The 15,854-nt window shown below is 71.1% G+C and carries 12 protein-coding genes; 7 read left to right on the top strand and 5 right to left on the bottom strand.

What is annotated here, in order from left to right:
- Window positions 1-58 precede the first annotated feature (58 nt).
- The 4 genes from ACIO1C_RS11135 to ACIO1C_RS11150 form a co-directional block, all read right to left on the bottom strand.
- Window positions 59-1,144 (bottom strand): Gfo/Idh/MocA family protein, encoded by a 1,086-nt coding sequence (locus ACIO1C_RS11135; RefSeq protein ID WP_401861128.1) that lies wholly within the window; start codon window positions 1,142-1,144, stop codon window positions 59-61.
- A complete protein-coding gene (locus ACIO1C_RS11140; protein WP_401861130.1) occupies window positions 1,129-1,797 on the bottom strand; it encodes a ThuA domain-containing protein in 669 nt (222 codons plus the stop codon). The genes ACIO1C_RS11135 and ACIO1C_RS11140 overlap by 16 nt, the downstream gene beginning before the upstream one ends.
- Window positions 1,794-3,080, bottom strand: coding sequence for an enolase C-terminal domain-like protein (locus ACIO1C_RS11145; protein ID WP_401861132.1), 1,287 nt, complete (start codon window positions 3,078-3,080; stop codon window positions 1,794-1,796). Before ACIO1C_RS11145 ends, ACIO1C_RS11140 begins: the two co-directional genes overlap by 4 nt.
- Before the next feature lie 115 nt (window positions 3,081-3,195).
- Window positions 3,196-3,981, bottom strand: coding sequence for an IclR family transcriptional regulator (locus tag ACIO1C_RS11150; RefSeq protein ID WP_401861135.1), 786 nt, complete (start codon window positions 3,979-3,981; stop codon window positions 3,196-3,198).
- A gap of 157 nt (window positions 3,982-4,138) precedes the next feature.
- Here ACIO1C_RS11150 and ACIO1C_RS11155 point away from each other — a divergent pair, with 157 nt between their 5' ends.
- The 7 genes from ACIO1C_RS11155 (at window position 4,139) to ACIO1C_RS11185 (ending at window position 14,042) form a co-directional block, all read left to right on the top strand.
- On the top strand, window positions 4,139-5,530 hold the full coding sequence (locus tag ACIO1C_RS11155) for an ABC transporter substrate-binding protein (RefSeq protein ID WP_401861138.1): 1,392 nt from the start codon (window positions 4,139-4,141) through the stop codon (window positions 5,528-5,530).
- On the top strand, window positions 5,527-6,534 hold the full coding sequence (locus ACIO1C_RS11160; RefSeq protein WP_401861141.1) for a carbohydrate ABC transporter permease: 1,008 nt from the start codon (window positions 5,527-5,529) through the stop codon (window positions 6,532-6,534). The genes ACIO1C_RS11155 and ACIO1C_RS11160 overlap by 4 nt, the downstream gene beginning before the upstream one ends.
- Window positions 6,531-7,409: a carbohydrate ABC transporter permease gene (locus tag ACIO1C_RS11165; protein WP_401861144.1), complete on the top strand. Its 879-nt coding sequence runs from the start codon at window positions 6,531-6,533 to the stop codon at window positions 7,407-7,409. The genes ACIO1C_RS11160 and ACIO1C_RS11165 overlap by 4 nt, the downstream gene beginning before the upstream one ends.
- Complete coding sequence (locus ACIO1C_RS11170; RefSeq protein ID WP_401861147.1) at window positions 7,409-8,290, top strand: NAD-dependent epimerase/dehydratase family protein; 882 nt, start codon at window positions 7,409-7,411, stop codon at window positions 8,288-8,290. Before ACIO1C_RS11165 ends, ACIO1C_RS11170 begins: the two co-directional genes overlap by 1 nt.
- Window positions 8,290-9,396: a glycoside hydrolase family 99 protein gene (locus ACIO1C_RS11175; protein ID WP_401861150.1), complete on the top strand. Its 1,107-nt coding sequence runs from the start codon at window positions 8,290-8,292 to the stop codon at window positions 9,394-9,396. Before ACIO1C_RS11170 ends, ACIO1C_RS11175 begins: the two co-directional genes overlap by 1 nt.
- A 107-nt stretch (window positions 9,397-9,503) precedes the next feature.
- Window positions 9,504-13,409, top strand: a complete 3,906-nt coding sequence (locus tag ACIO1C_RS11180) for a discoidin domain-containing protein (RefSeq protein WP_401861152.1) — start codon at window positions 9,504-9,506, stop codon at window positions 13,407-13,409.
- A 99-nt stretch (window positions 13,410-13,508) separates the two neighbouring features.
- Window positions 13,509-14,042: a GNAT family N-acetyltransferase gene (locus ACIO1C_RS11185; protein WP_401861154.1), complete on the top strand. Its 534-nt coding sequence runs from the start codon at window positions 13,509-13,511 to the stop codon at window positions 14,040-14,042.
- A 33-nt stretch (window positions 14,043-14,075) separates the two neighbouring features.
- Here the strand turns inward: ACIO1C_RS11185 and ACIO1C_RS11190 are convergent, their stop codons facing one another.
- Window positions 14,076-15,815 carry a sulfatase gene (locus ACIO1C_RS11190; RefSeq protein WP_401861156.1) on the bottom strand — a complete coding sequence of 580 codons (1,740 nt, stop codon included), beginning with the start codon at window positions 15,813-15,815 and terminating at the stop codon, window positions 14,076-14,078.
- Window positions 15,816-15,854 lie beyond the last annotated feature (39 nt).

Below are 15,854 nucleotides of genomic sequence, written 5' to 3' on the forward strand. Positions count from 1 at the left end.
ACGGAAATTAAGTGCCCTGACGAATGGCCTGGCGGACAAAGGGAATACGCGGTCCCGGCTACGGTCGCAGCGGTACGGGATCGGGGCGCGTACAGGTCGATTCCACCGGGAGCGCGGTGCCCTCCCGCGCGGAGTCGAGGAGCGTCAGCATCACGTCCAGGACATGACGGGCCACCTCGGCCGACGCCCGGTGCGGCCGGCCCGTGGCGATCGCGTCGGCCAGGTCGGACAGGCCCTCCCCGCGCCCCGCCCCGACCCGGCCCGCCGACACAGGGAGCGTCCCCCACGTGCCGTTCGCGGGGTGCAGGCCGACGGGTCCGTCGAAACCGTTGGGGTCCGGGACGGACAGGGAGCCCTCCGTGCCGTGCACCTCGATGCGCGGCAGCCGGGCGGCGTGGATGTCGAAGCTCATGACGAGTGTGGTGAGCGCGCCGCCCGCGTGTTCCAGAATCCCGGTGACATGGGTGTCCACCTCGACGGCGAACCGCTCGCCGGCCCGGGGCCCGCTGCCGATCTCCCGCTCGGCGCGCGGCCGGGACGCCGCGCCGGTGACCCGTACGACAGGACCGAGCAGGTGGACGAGCGCGGTGAGGTAGTACGGCCCCATGTCGAGCAGCGGGCCCCCGCCCGGACGGTAGTAGAACTCCGGGTCCGGGTGCCACCGTTCGTGCCCGGCCGTGGTCATGAAGGCGGTCGCGGCGACCGGCCGGCCGATCAGCCCGTCGTCCACCGCCTTGCGCGCGGTCTGGACGCCCGTGCCGAGGACGGTGTCCGGCGCGCAGCCGATCCGCAGCCCGTCGGCCTCCGCCGAGGCCAGCAGCGCGCCGGCCTCCTCGCGGGTGGCGGTGAGCGGCTTCTCGCCGTACACGTGCTTGCCGACGGCGAGCGCGACCCGCGCCACCTCGGCGTGCACGGCGGGCACGGTCAGGTTCAGGACCGCGTCCACGTCGGACCGTACGACCAGCTCCGCGACCGAACCCGCCACCTCCACGCCCGGCGCCCGTGCCGCCACGGCCTTGGCGCGGCTCGCGTCGAGGTCGGTCACGGCGGTGAGCCGGACGTTCTCCAGCCGCTCCAGGGTGTCCAGATAGGCGCCGCTGATCTTGCCCGCGCCGACCATGCCGATCCTCAGCGGCTCGCCCACAGCAGACCCCTCTCGGTGAGTGTGCGTACCTCGGGTACGTCGAAGTCGTCCGCCTTGTGGCCGATCGTGGAGACGAACACCCGCCCGGCGCCCGCGGTCCTGGTCCAGACGGCGGGCATGGTGACGCTCCGCGGCCGGTCCTCCGAGGCCTCGAAGACGGTGGTCGCCAGGACGTCGATGTCCGGGTCGGTGGCCAGCCAGTACTTCTCCGTGTGGACCTGGAAGTCGCCGAGTCCGGCGATCACCGGATGGTCCGAGCGGTCCTTGGCGAGGGTGACCGTGTGGTCGGAGAACCCGGGCGGGTGCATCAGGAATTGACCACCCGTCAGCAGGGTGTGGCCGACGTCGCCGCGGAAGGAGTCCACGATCCCGCCGTGCCAGCCCGCCAGCCCCGTCCCGGCCCGTACGGCCGTGACCAGCCCCGCGCTCTGCTCCGGCGTCAGGCCGCCCATCGTCCAGCACTGCACCACCAGGTCGGTGGCGGCGAGGAGTCCGGCGTCGGCGTAGACCTCCAGGGAGTCGGAGACTGTCACGCCGAACCCGCGCTCCCGCAGGAAGGGGAGGAAGAGATCCGTGATCGTCACGGGGTCGTGCCCCTCCCAGCCGCCCCGCACCACCAGGGCCCTCCTGGCGTCGGATGTCCCGTACGTCACGGTCGTTGCACGCTCCCGTCGGTGTTGCGCAGCAGGGCCCAGCGGTCGTGCTCCAGGGGCTCGGGCACCGGGTACCGGCGCGCGGCGGCCTCGTCGAAGTCGACGCCGTGACCGGGGGTCTCATGCGGTACGAGGCCGCCGTCACGGGCCGTGATCGTGCCCGGGAACACCTCGTGGACGGGCGGCCTGAAGACCGCCGCCTCCTGGACGCCGAAGGCATGGCTGCTGATGTCCATCGCCAGCGTGGCGGCCTGGGCCACCGGGCTCACGTCGGCGGGCCCGTGCGGAGCGAGCCGTACACCCCGCAGCTCGCAGTAGGCCGCCAGCTTCCTGGCCGGGGTGAGTCCGCCGAGTGTGGGGACGCGGATCCGGGCGAAGTCGATGGCGGGCCCGTCGAGCAGCGGGAGGAACTGCCCGATGTCGCTGAACAGTTCACCCACCGCGAGTGGTACGGAGGAGTTGGCCCGCAGTCCCGCGAAGTGGGACGCGTCCTCCGGGGCCAGCAGGTCCTCGACGAAGTACAGCCCCGCGTCCTCGACGCGGCGCAGGAAGTCCCGGGCCTGCCGCGGGTCGAGCCGCTCGTGCACGTCGTGCAGCAGCTCCACCCCGTCCCCGACACGCTCCCGCACCCCGGTGAGGACGCCGGGCACGGTCCGTACGTACGCGGCGGAGTCCCACGGCACCGAACGGGTGCGCAGCGCCCGGGCGTCGGCGGCGCCGGCCGCCTTCGTGCCGTACGTGTCGGAGCCGGGGACCGCCGCCTGGATCCGGACATGGCGGTAGCCGCGTTCGCGGGCGGCCATGACCAGGTCCGCGATCTCGGCGGCGTCGGCGCCGTCCACATGGGTGTAGGCCTCGGCGAACGCCCGGACCCGGCCGCCGAACAGGGAGTACAGCGGGGCCCCGAGCCGTTTGGCCTTGAGGTCCCAGAGGGCGACGTCGATGCCGCCCAGCGCGTTCCCGGTGAGGGAACCGCCGCGCCAGTAGGCGCTGTTGAGCAGCAGGCGGTGGATGTCGTCGATGTCGTCGGGGTCGCGTCCGACGAGCATCGGGGCCAGATAGTCGTCCAGGACGGATCGCACGGCGAGGGTGCGCTGCGGATCGCTCGCACAGCCCAGGCCGTACAGCCCCGGTTCATTGGTCTCGACGCGGACGATGAGGTGGGGACAGCCGTGCGGGGCCGTCAGGAACGTACGTACGGCCGTGATGCGGATCTTGGCGCCGCGTTCCTCGACCCAGGGAGCGGGAGCGAGGATCTCGGAGCGGGCATCAGGCTGAGCCATGCGAACTCCAGCGTACAGATAGCAGGATGATGTACCGCTATCCGAACGTACGGAGACCTGAATTCATTGTCAATCTATTTGTCAACGACTCTACCAAATGGCGTAGGGCTCGTCCTCAGTGCTGACCGAGCCGTTTGAGGAGGGTGCGCAGCGAGTGCGCGGCCTCCGTCACGGCCCTGGCCACCTCCTCCGCGCGGGCGTCGTCCATCCGGCTCTTGGGGGCGGAACAGCTGATCGCGTCGCCGCCGCCCTGGGCGGTACCGAGCGCCACCGCCACACACCGGATGTCCGGGGAGTTCTCCCCGTCGTCCATCGCCCAGCCCCGCAGCCGCGCCTCCGCCAGCTGCCCGAGCAGCTCGTCCGGGTCGGTGACGGTGTCCGGGGTCAGCCGCTCCAGCGGCCAGTTCAGCCGCATCTGCACCCCCGACGCGTCGTACTGGGAGAGCATCGCCTTGCCCAGCGCGGTGGCGTGTGCCGGCAGCCGGCGCCCCACCGCCGAATACATCCGCAGCGCGTGCCGCGACTCGCGTTTGGCCAGGTAGACGACGTCCGTACCGTCCAGCCTGCCCAGGTGTACGGACTCTCCCGTCTCCTCCGCGAGGGCGTCGAGCACCGGCCCCGCGAGGCTCGCCACGTCGTCGCCCTCCAGATAGGCGGTCCCCGTCAGCAGGGCTTTGAGGCCCAGGCTGTAGCGGGTGCCCGAGGCGTCCAGATCCACCCAGCGGCGCGCCTCCATCGTGCGCAGGATCGCGTGCAGGCTGCTCTTGGGCACGGCCATCGCGCCGGCCATCTCGGCCAGCGAGAGCCGGGCGCCCTCCGCGCCGAGTAGTTCGAGCACCTCAAGTACCCGAGCGGCGGACTTGACCTCTTCGGGCCTGCGCCCGCGCGCTGCTGCTGCCACCGATTCCACGGAACCTCCGCTTCCCGCACCGGCGCCCCTCGGCGATCCGGTCAGCACGAATCTCGACGTGCGTCTTGACGCTATATCACTACGACCATAAATTCAGTCACTCCAACGCCATTCGGCCTTCTGAACGGTTGATCCTTAGGTAGGGGCCATGCGCATACCTTTCACGCGGAATGTCCGGCTCGCGGCGGTCGCCGCGGCCACCGCCCTCTCACTCACCGGCCTGTCCGCCTGTAGCGGCTCCTCGGGTTCCGGCAGTGACGCGAACTCACTGGAGATGTGGACCTTCAAGCAGTCCCACGTCGGCGCCCTGCGCACCGCGGCCGCCGAGTTCAAGAAGCAGACGGGCATCACCGTCAAGGTCGAGGCCTACACCCCCGACGACGCGTACACCACCAAGGTGCAGAGCGCGGCGAAGACCGGGGACCTGCCGGACGTGCTCGAAGTGCACTCCGACGGCGAGGACCGCGTGCTCGGCGCCGCGGGGATCCTCTCCGACCTCAAGGGCGACTTCAAGGGCGACTGGGCCGGGCGCATCCAGCAGCCCGTGCAGCAGTCGGGACTGGTCACCGCACAGCGCTTCAAGGACTCGCAGCCGACCTCCGCCAAGGACCACGGCATCAAGGAGGGCCAGCGCTTCAGCGTCCCCCTCACCGTCGGCACCTTCGGCATCGTCTACGCCAACAAGAAGATGCTGGCCGACGTGGGCATCAACAAGGCCCCCGCCGACTGGGAGGGCTTCCTCGACGCGCTCCAGGTGACCAAGGCCAAGAACCCCACCACCGGCGGCCTCGCCCTCGGCCTCAAGGTCCAGTCCACCGGACTGAACTGGGTCCTCCAGCCGCTCGCGTTCAGCCAGTTGGGCCAGACCGGCTACGAGAGCCTGTTCGGCGAGAACAAGAACGCCGACTTCGCCTCGCCCAACGGCCTCAAGGTCCTCCGCATGTACAACGAGTTGACCCCGTACTGGATGCCGGGCTCGCAGACCCTCACCATCGACCAGGCCGACCAGGCCTTCGCCCAGGGCAAGGCGGCCTTCGACGTCGGCGGCACCTTCACCCTCGCCTTCCTCCAGCAGAACGGCATGAAGCCGGACGACGTGCTCGCCTTCGGCCTGCCCTCCCCGAAGGGCGGCGCCATCCCGCACCGCGCGCTCGGCGCGCTCGCGCTCACCGGCCTCAGCCTCACCGCGACGAGCGAGCAGCCCGACAACGCCAAGAAGTGGATGGAGTTCCTCTCCCAGCAGAAGGTCGCCGCGCAGTTCGCGAAGGACGCCTCCGACGTGCCGGCCACCGAGCTGGGCGCCGACGCCGCCACGGTCCTCGGCCCCACACTCTCCGCCCTGGTCAACAGCTTCAAGGGCACCCCCCGCACCACGTACGACCCCAGCCGGGGCAACGAGTTCCGCGCCCCGGGCTACGAGCAGGACGACGCCGGCGCGATCCTCGCCGACCTGACCCCGCTCAAGCAGCAGTCCGTGGAGACGACGGCCCAGAAGCTCCGTGAGCTCAACGCCTCCTACTGGGCGGCGGCGCGGCAGTGACCACAGCTCCCCGACAGACCGTGCCGGGGACGGCGGGGACCGGCGGCGAGAGCCCCCGGCCCCCCGCCGGCGCCCCCGGCACGGGCGGCCCGAGGAAGAGCCGGCGCCCCCGCTCGTACGAGACGCTCACCGGGTATCTCTTCGTCGGCCCCGCCGTGATCCTCTTCTGCGTCATGGGCCTGTACACCGTGGGGTACGGCTTCGCGCTCAGCTTCGCCACCTGGAACGGCTTCACGCCGAACTGGACCTGGGTCGGCCTCGACAACTACGCCGACCTGCTCTGGCGCAGCCCCGTCTACGCGCCCCGCGTGCGGCACGCGGCCCTGAACACCCTCTGGGTGATGATCGCCTCGCCCGCCCTGACCGTCGCGGTGTCTTTTCCGCTGGCCGTCCTGCTCAACCGGGTCAGGCGGCTCCAGTCCGTCCTGCGCTCCGTGTACTTCCTGCCGTACGTCACCAGTGGTGTCGCGGTCTTCTTCGCCTGGCAGTACATCCTCCAGCCGGACGGCGCGATCAACTACCTGCTGGACAGCGTCGGCCTCGGCTCCCTCAGCCAGCCGCAGGGCTGGCTCGGCAACCCGTCCACCGCCATGCCGACCATGATCGCGGTCACGGTGTGGGGCCATGTACCGGTCGCGATGCTGCTGTACCTGACCGGACTCCAGGGCATCGACCGCAGCGTGCTGGAGGCCGCGGAACTGGACGGCGCCGGCTGGTGGCGCACCAACGTCTCCGTCATCTGGCCGCTCGTACGGCCGATCACGGCCATCGTCATGCTGCTCAACCTGCGCGAGTCCCTCCAGGGCTTCCAGACCTTCCTGGTGATGACGAACGGCGGCCCGGGGGACCACACCAACGTGCTGGGCCTGGAGGCGTACCGCCTCGCGTTCCTCAAGAACCTCGCGCCCACCCTGGGGCTCGCCAGCGCGCTCGGCTGGATCCTGTTCGCCGCCGCCCTGGTCCTCGCCCTGATCAACCTGCGAGCGCTGCGGAGCAAGACATGACATCGATATCCGTCAAGGCCCGGCCGGGCGCCACCGACGACAGCAGGGCACGGACCCGCAGGCGCGCCGCCCGTGTGGTCGTCGGGGTGCTGCTGGCGCTCTACGGCCTCGTCAGCGTCTACCCGTTCCTGTGGATGGTGTCCGCGGCCTTCAAGGACCAGATCGAGGTCGTGCGCGGCGGCCATCTCATCCCGCAGAACCCGACGTTCGACACGCTCGTCGACACCTGGAACGAACTGCACTTCTTCGACTTCTTCCTGAACAGCCTGCTCGTCACGCTCTACACCGTGGTGCTGACCCTGGTGGTCTACGCGGCGGCCGGCTACGCCTTCGCCGTCCTGCGCTTCCCCGGCCGGGGCCTGCTCCAGAAGCTCTTCGTCTCCCTGCTGTTCGTGCCCGGCATCACGGTGATGCTGCCGATCGTGCTGCTGGAGAACAAGATGGGCATCCTCGGCACCCACTTCGGGCTGGTGCTGCCGTTCGTCAACGGCGGTGCCCCGCTGTCGATCCTGCTGATGACCGGCGCCTTCCTGGCCGTCCCGCTGGAACTGCGTGACTCCGCCCGGGTCGACGGCGCGAGCGAGCTGCGCATCTTCACCAGCGTCTATCTGCCGCTGGCCAGACCGGCGTTGATCACCGTCGGGCTGCTGACGGCGATCCCGACCTGGAACGAGTTCCTGCTCACCCGGGTCTCGCTGAACGACCCGTCCACGTACACCCTGCCCCTCGGGCTCCAGACACTCTCGGCGGAGAACGTGCCGCACTACAACAACCTGATGGCCGGTGCCCTCATCGTGGTCATCCCGGTGATCATCCTCTTCCTCAGCCTCCAGCGGTACTTCGTCAACGGCCTGGTCGGGGCGGTGAAGGGCTGATGCGCGTCCTGGTCACCGGAGCCGCCGGCCACATCGGGCAGTACGTGCTGGACGAGCTCCTGACCCGGGGGTGCGAGATCACCGCCCTCGATCTCGTACCCGTCGAGGACCCCCGCGTCGCGTCGGTCCACACCGGCGACCTCCAGGACCGCGACCTGGTGCGCAAGGCCATGGACGGCGCCGACGCGGTGGTCCACCTGGGCGCGATCCCGCACCCCCACAGCGACGACGACGGTGCCCTGTTCGCCACCAACTGCCTCACCGCGCACCGCGTGCTGGACGAGGCCGGCCGCGCCGGGATCCGCCGCGTGGTGGCCGCCTCCAGCCTCTCCGCCGTCGGCCTCGCCTGGTCCCCGGTGCCCCAGTCGCCGCGCTATGTGCCGCTCGACGAGGAACACCCCGTCCTCGTGCAGGACCCGTACGGCCTCTCGAAGGTCGTGCTGGAGGAGACGGCCCGCGCCACCCACCGGCGTTACGGCACCGACGTCGTCTGCATGCGCTTCCCCTTCACCGGCACCGGCGAGCGGCTCACCCTCCAGCTCGCCGCCGTACGGGACGATCCCGCCGCCCACCGGATGGACCTCTGGGGCTGGCTCGACACCCGGGACGCGGCCGCCGCGATCCGCCGCGCGCTCCACGCCGAGCTGCGCGGATGCCACATTCTCAACGTCGCCGCACCCGACACGTCATCCCCACTGACGACGGCGGCGCTGATGGAGGAGTACCACCCCGGTGTGCCCGTCCTCGCCGAACTGGGCGAACACACCTCGCTGTTCGACAGCACGGCCTGCGCCCGGCTGCTGGGGTACGTCCCCCGGTTCGGCTGGCGCGCCGGTCCTTCTTCCCCCACCGAAGACACCATCCCCAGAGGAGACACCTGATGTCTGCCACCCCACGTCGCAGGCTTTCCCCCACCCGCAGGACCTTTCTCGCCGGCGCCGCGGCGGCCGGAGCCACCGTCCTCGGCGTCCCCACCGCCGGGGCCGCCGAGTCCGTGACGGCCGCCGCCGCCGCGCTCAGCACCAACGTCCACATCTTCTACTACCCGTGGTACGGATCCCCGAAGGTCCACGGCTCCTGGCGCCACTGGCAGCAGGGCAACCTCACCCCGCCGAACGCCCTGTCCTCCGACTTCTACCCGAAGCTCGGCGCGTACGACTCCGGGGACCGCGCCGGAGCCGTCGACCAGCACATGCGCTGGATGCGCGCGGCCGGCACCGGGGTGCTCGTCACCAGCTGGTGGGGGCGCGGCAGTTACGAGGAGTCGCTGTCCCGGCTCGTCCTGGACGCCGCCGCGGCGGCCGGGCTCAAGGTCGCCTGGCACATCGAACCGTACGGGGGCCGCACCGCCGCCTCCGTCGCGGACGACGTCCGCTACCTCCTCAACACCTACGGCAGCCACCCCGCGTACTACCGGGACGCCGCCCACGGCAACCGCAACGCCTTCTACGTCTTCCAGAGCCTCAACATCCCCGACTGGACGGCGATCGAGGCGGTCAAGAGCCTCGGCATCGTGCTCACCCAGACCACCGACACGTCCAAGGCCGCGCACTTCGGCGGGATGTACACCTACGACGGCATCGCCGCCGCCTCGCTGCCGAACTGGAGCGGTGTCGACCGCTTCTGCACCGCGAACGGCCTGGTCTGGTCGCCGTCCTTCGGCCCCGGGTACATCGACGACCGCGCCGTGCCCGGCAACACCACGCCGACCGTCGGGCGCGCGAACGGCACGACGTACGACCGGGTGTGGCAGCACACCCTGACCAGCGGCGCCACCGGCAGGCCGCCGGCCTGGGTCAGCATCACCTCGTTCAACGAGTGGCACGAGGGCAGCCAGATCGAGCCCGCCAGCGCCACCCCGCCGTCCGTCCTCCCCTACCAGACGTACAACGGGGCGTACGGCAAGACGGGGGCCGCCGCCGAGACGGCGTACATCGAGCGGACCCAGTACTGGGTCCAGCAGTACGTGGCACAACGCCCCGCCTGACGCCGCGCACGCCCCTGACCCCGGAGGTCGTCATGTTCCGTCAGAGAGCCGCCCGCGACAGAGCCGTCCGGCGCAGATCTCACCGGACGCTACCGCTGTTACTGCTCATGATCATCGCGCTGGTCGCGCCCACCGGCGCGACCGCCGCACCCCGCGCCGCGGGCCCCGACATGTACCCGCACGGTGTCGGTGCCGATCTCGGACCCACCCCGAAGACGCTCGGCGTCACCCCCACCGCGGGCGACGACCCGGCGGGCCTGGTCACCGGCGAGGTGGACGGCAGGACCTACTGGCAGACCGACCACGCGGCCGGCACCGGCCACCTGGACTTCGCCCTCGCCGCCGACTACCTCGCGCGGCTCACCACCACGACCGCCGTCTTCAGCGTCACCTACCGCGACACCGGCACGGGCTCCCTGGAACTGCGCCCGGCCACCGGTGGCACACCCGCCCGCACGGCCTTCACCGGCACCGGCGCCTGGCGGACCAGCACCTTCGACCTCACCACCGCCGACGCCGGGGCGGGCCCGCTCCGGCTCAGCGGCAGAGCCGACGACAGCGACAGCGCCAGGGACATCACCGTCGCCGCCGTACGCGTCGGCACCCCCGGCGCGTCCGTCGCCCTGGGCGCCGCCGTACGGTCCGACGGCGTCACCCCCCGCGCCGGGGACGCCTCCACCGGCCTGGTCACCGGCGAGCAGGACGGCCGCGGCTACTGGCGGACGAACCGCGCCGCGCCCGCACCCGGCCTCAACTTCTTCTACATGAACGTCGCCGACACGTTCCTCTACAACACCACCGACACCGTCCTCGTCAGCGTCGACTACTTCGACGAGGGCGGCGGCAGCCTCGCCCTGCACTACGACTCACCGGGCGACACCATCCCCGACATGTTCAAGTCCTCCGAGGTCTTCGCCTACGGCGACACCAAGACCTGGAAGACCCACACGTTCACGCTCGACGACGCCTTGATGACCAACCGCTCCAACGGCTCCGACTTCCGTGTCCACACGGCCGATTCGGCAGCGGAGCTCAAGGTCGCCGCCGTCCGGATCACCGTCATCCCGGCCGAACTCAAGCCCACCGAGGGCCTGGAACTCCTCATCGCCGAGGCGCGGCGTGTTCACACGGCCGCCCGCGAGGGCACCAGGGACGGCCAGTTCCCGGCCGGCGCGAAGGCCACCCTGGCCGCCGCGATCGCCGCCGCGCAGCGGACGGCCGACGGCCAGGACACCACCGAGGCGCAGCTCAAGGCCGCGCTGCTGACCCTCGACGCGGCGCTGCGGACCTTCCGCGGCGCGGCACTGACCACCAACCTCGCCCGTACGGCGAAGGTCACCGCGAGCAGCACCTCGGCGGGTTCGCCGCAGGCGGTGACCGACGGCGACGCGGGCAACGGCTGGACGAGCGGCGAGGACGGCGCGGGTGAATGGCTCCAGGCCGACCTGGGCAAGGCCCTCACGGTCAACGAGGTCAAAATCGCCTGGGGTTCGGCCTTCTCACCCGACTACACCGTGCAAGTCTCCCGCGACGGGAAGGACTTCACCACCGTCGGCCACAACGGGGCCATCGGCGGCAAGACGATCCGTACCGCCTTCGAGCCGCTGAGCGCCCGCTACGTCCGGCTGAACGTGACCGGCTACTCCGCCGGTTCGAAGAGCGTCACGGTCGGTGAGGTGGAGGTCCGGCGGCAGCGCACGGTCCGCCCCGAACCCCGCCTCGTCAAGACCGTTCACCCTGTCGAGTCGCCGGTCGTCGCCGACTTCGACGCCCGCGACTACGGCGCCGACCCCCGGGGCGTGAAGGACTCCACCAAGGCGATCCAGCAGGCGCTGTACGACTGCTACGACGCGGGCGGCGGCACGGTCTGGCTGCCGTCGGGGACGTACCGCGTCACCACGTCCGTCGAGGTCCACTCCTTCTGCACCCTGCGCGGCGACCGGCGCGATCCCGATGTGGGCACGGGGAGTTACGGCACCGTCGTCTCCGCGGACTTCCCGCCCGGCGCGGACGGGCCCGTCCTCTTCCGGATCGGGGGCAGCGCCGGGGTCATGGGCGTCACCACCTACTACCCCCGGCAGAACGCGGCCGACCCCGTGCCGTACAACTCCACCTTCGAGATCCCCGGCGACGCGTGGATCGGCAACGAGAACTACATGATGGCCACCGTCGCGGACGTGACCATGCTCAACTCCTACCGGGGCGTCGGCGTCAGCACGATGCCCAACGACCAGGGCCTCGCGCCCAGCGCCGGACAGGTCCACGAGTCGACCACCCTGCGGAACATCAAGGGCACGGTCCTCTCCGAGGGCTTCCGCGCCTACAACGGCGCCGACGTCGGCACGTGGGAGAACATCACCCTCGACAATGGCTACTGGGCGAAGGCGCCGGCCGCCTACCACCCGCCGAAACGCGCCGTGCTCGACACCTGGACCCGCGCCCACGGCACCGGCTTCGTCCTCGGTGACCTGGAGTGGGACCAGTTCTACCGGATCAAGGCGGCCGACTACCGGACCGGCATCCACATCGTGCCGGGCCAGCGGGCCTCCTTCACCGGCACCTTCCTCCAGGCCGACATCCGCCGCACGGACGTCGCCGTGGAGGCGGAGAGCTTCGACTCGCGCTGGGGCCTGTCGTTCGCGGCGAGCACCCTGGAGGGCAGCGAGGCGGCCGTACGCAACAAGGCCCAGGCCTATGTGAAGCTCACCGACACCGACGTGACCGGCGAGGTCTCCGGCATCGTCCACAAGATGGCGGGCGCCGTCCCGCGCTACGACCAGACGGCGCTCCCCAGGCCCGCCCGCGCGGCCCTGTACGACGTGACGAAGGCCCCCTTCGCCGCGCCCGCGGGGCACGGCGTGCCGCCCACGCGCGACGCCACCGCCCGGATCCAGCGGGCCCTGGACCGAGCCGGACAGGACGGCGGCGGCACGGTCTACCTGCCCGCCGGGTGGTACCGGATCGACAGCCACCTCAGGGTCCCCGCCGGGGTCGAGCTGCGCGGGGCCTCCGCCGTACCGAACCGCGACCTGAACGGCGCGAGCGGCGGCACGGTCCTCATGGCGTACGAGGGCAGGAACACCCCGCGGCCCGACACCGCCACCGCCCTGGTCACCCTCGGCGGGAAGAACGCCGGGGTGCGCGGGCTGCGCGTCCTGTACCCGGAGAACAACCCCGCCGAGACCGCGCCCGGCGAGGACGGCAGCCCCGTGCCCTACCCGTACGCCGTGCGCGGCGCCGGGACCGGCACGTACGCGATCGACCTCGGTCTGCCCAACGCGTGGAACGGCGTCGACATGGCCGCCCACCGCAACGACCGCTTCACCGTGCGCAAGCTGGCGGGCGCGGTCTTCAACCGGGCGATCGGCGTGGGGAAGAGCGACCGGGGCCGGATCGAGGGCGTGCTGAACAACGGCAACGCCGTCGGGCGCGTCGGGTACGCGCTGCCGAACTGGGTGCTGGAGAGCGACATCTTCGCGCAGGTCATCGATGATCCGATGCGGCTTCAGGCGCAGATCGTGACGGTCGACGGGGCCACCCGGCTCACGGTGTTCAACGCCTTCGCGTACGGCTTCCACCACGGTCTGGTCGTCACGTCCGGTGACGTACGGGCCTTCAACCTGGGCACCGACAACCTCGGCGCCGACGGATTCACGGTGAAGGCGGAGGGCGGGGACGTCACCGCGGTCAACGTCATGCGCTACAACGGCGCCACCAGCAGCGGAAAGGCGAAGCTCTACAACGTCATGGCCATCAACATGGTCCAGCAGTCGGTGAGCGCGACCGCCGAGCCCGCCGGGGCCGGGACCGTACGGCTCGGGGGCAACGAGTCCGAGCCGGGCCGTTACGAGAAGGGCAGCCAGGTGACCGCCACGGCGGTGCCGGCGGCCGGACAGCGCTTCGTCCGGTGGACCGTGAACGGCGAGGAGGTCCCCGGCGGCGCCGAGGTCACCCTCGACGTGACCGCCGACCTCGCGGTGACCGCGCACTTCGCGCCGGTGGCCGGGGAGTGAGCGCGCGGCCGTTCCCCGCCCCTGACGGGGTGGGGAACGGCCGCGTTAGGCTGCGGACGTTCGACCCGCAGCGCAGACGCAGATACGGAGCACGTGCCCATGGACACCGCAGCCCTCACCCACCGGGACGCCACGGCGTCCGACACCGAGACCCTCGTCGCCCTCATAGAGTCGGCGTACCGGGGCGACAGCAGCCGGGCCGGGTGGACCACCGAGGCGGACATCCTCCACGGGCAGCGCACGGACCCTCAGGGGGTGCTCGCGGTGATCGAATCGACCGCGGGACGGCTGCTGGTCTTCGAGCGGGACGGCGAGACGGTCGCCTGCTGCCAGCTCGAACACCGGGGCGAGGTCGCCTACTTCGGGATGTTCGCCGTAAGGCCCACCGCCCAGGGCGGCGGCCTCGGCAAGCAGATCATGTCCGACGCCGAGCGGGTGGCCCAGGAGACCTGGGGGGTGACCGAGATGCAGATGACGGTCATCTCGGTGCGTGAGGAACTGATCGCCTGGTACGAGCGGCGCGGCTACCGCCGTACGGGAAAGATGACACCCTTCCCGTACGGCGACGACCGCTTCGGCATCCCGCAGCGCGACGACCTGGAGTTCGAGCTGCTGGTCAAGACGCTCGGCTGAGCCGGCCCCGCGGAGCCCCGCCCGGTAGGACCCTCACGGGGTCGGCGTCGACCCGTACGCGGTCAGGAACCGGTCGCGGAACTGGTCCATCCGCCAGACGGGCGCGTCAGGACCCGGCTTGAGCCCGTCCTGCCAGCCCCAGCCGGAGATCCGGTCGAGCACCTTCGGATCGTGGGCGACCATCGCGATCGGCACGTCCCGGCCGAAGTCGTTGTGCGTGACCGTCGGGACGGGCTGGTGGTCGCCGAGGAAGACGAGCACCGTGTTCTTGTCGCCGTACTTCACGACGTAGTCGACGAGGTTGCTCACCGAGTACTCGACGGAGTGCGCGTACTCGGCGCGCACCTGCTTGGGGTCCTTCCACACCTCGGCGCGGGTCTTGCCCTCCGCCTTGATCCCCTCGTACACCGAGCCGTCCCCGACCTGGTCCCAGCCGATCGTCTTCGGCAGCGGCGCCCACGGGTTGTGGCTGGAGACGAGGATGATCTCCGCCATCAGCGGTTCGCGGTCCTTCTTGCCGTGCTCCAACTGCTCGAAGGCCGACAGGCTGTACTGGTCGGGGATGGGCGACCAGCCGAACTTGGGCCCCTGGTAGCCGAGGTGGCTGGAGTCGTAGACGTGGTCGAGGCCGTAGAACTTCCCCTCCGGCCAGGACTGGGTCACACCCGGCATGATGCCGACCGTCCGCCAGGCGTCGGTGCGCTTGAAGGCGCTGGTGAGGGACATCCGGTCGCTGGTGGTGATGGAATCGTAGCCCTGCTGGTTCTTGATCCACAGACCGGTGTTGAAGGTGGAGTGGGCGAGCCAGCTGCCGCCGCCGTACGTCGGTGAGGTGAGGAAGGCGCTGCGGGAGGAGAACCCGGCCTTGCGCAGCTTCTCCGTCCCGTCCGCGAGCATCGCCCCGACCTCCGACGACGTCTGCGGTTCCTCGATCGCGTTGCGTCCGTAGCTCTCGATGAACGCGAAGATGACGTCCTTGCCGCGCAGCGCGGTCAGGAGCTGGTCGGGCGGGGTGTCGGCGAACGCGTCGACGGCGGCGGCCCTGGACAGCTCCCGCTGGTCCCGCCAGCTCTCGCCCACCAGCCGCGCGTGGTGGTCGACGAGCGCGGCGGCGTTCCTGGCGGCGACGGGCGCGCCGGCGATCTGCGCGCCGAGGGCCGCGCAGGCGATCCAGGCGGTACCGAGCACGGCGGTGGTACGGATCGTCACGCCGCGGTGCCGGACCAGGAGACCGCTCAGCCGGACGACCGCCAGCGTCATCAGGACGAGCACGGCGACCACGAGGACCACCACCCCGATCACGGCGCCGATCGCGGCGGCCCCGCCGACCGAGTCCCGGACGAACGCCTCGCCGTCGTCGAACAGGACCCAGTCGAGCCGGACGTCGAACGGCCGGTCGAAGTTCGAGTAGAAGCCCATGTCGAGGAAGTTGAGGAGGGTCAGCAGCCCGAGGCCGAGCCCGAACAGAACCGCCGCCACCCGCCGCGGCCTCGGCGGCAGGACGACAAGAACGACCGCGCCGAGGAGGCCTTCCACCGGAATGCGGCCGAACGCGCCGGGGGTGAGGCGGTCGAGGTTGTTGGGCAGCAGCAGGGCGGTGAGCACCAGCAGGGCGGACAGGACGGTGAGGACCCGCGCCACGGCCGGGTGCCGGAACCACCGGCCGCCACCACCGCCGGTGCCGCCGCCGGTGCCGTCCGGTGCTGCCGGACCGTCACCGGTGGTGGTCGTGAGGGTGTCCGGCCGCTGACGGGAGTGCGTGAAGAGAGGCAACCCGGGGATCCTTCCGTGCGAGGCCCGCTGAGGGCACGG

This window comes from Streptomyces sp. NPDC087420 (genome assembly GCF_044744165.1).
Classification (GTDB): Bacteria; Actinomycetota; Actinomycetes; order Streptomycetales; family Streptomycetaceae; genus Streptomyces.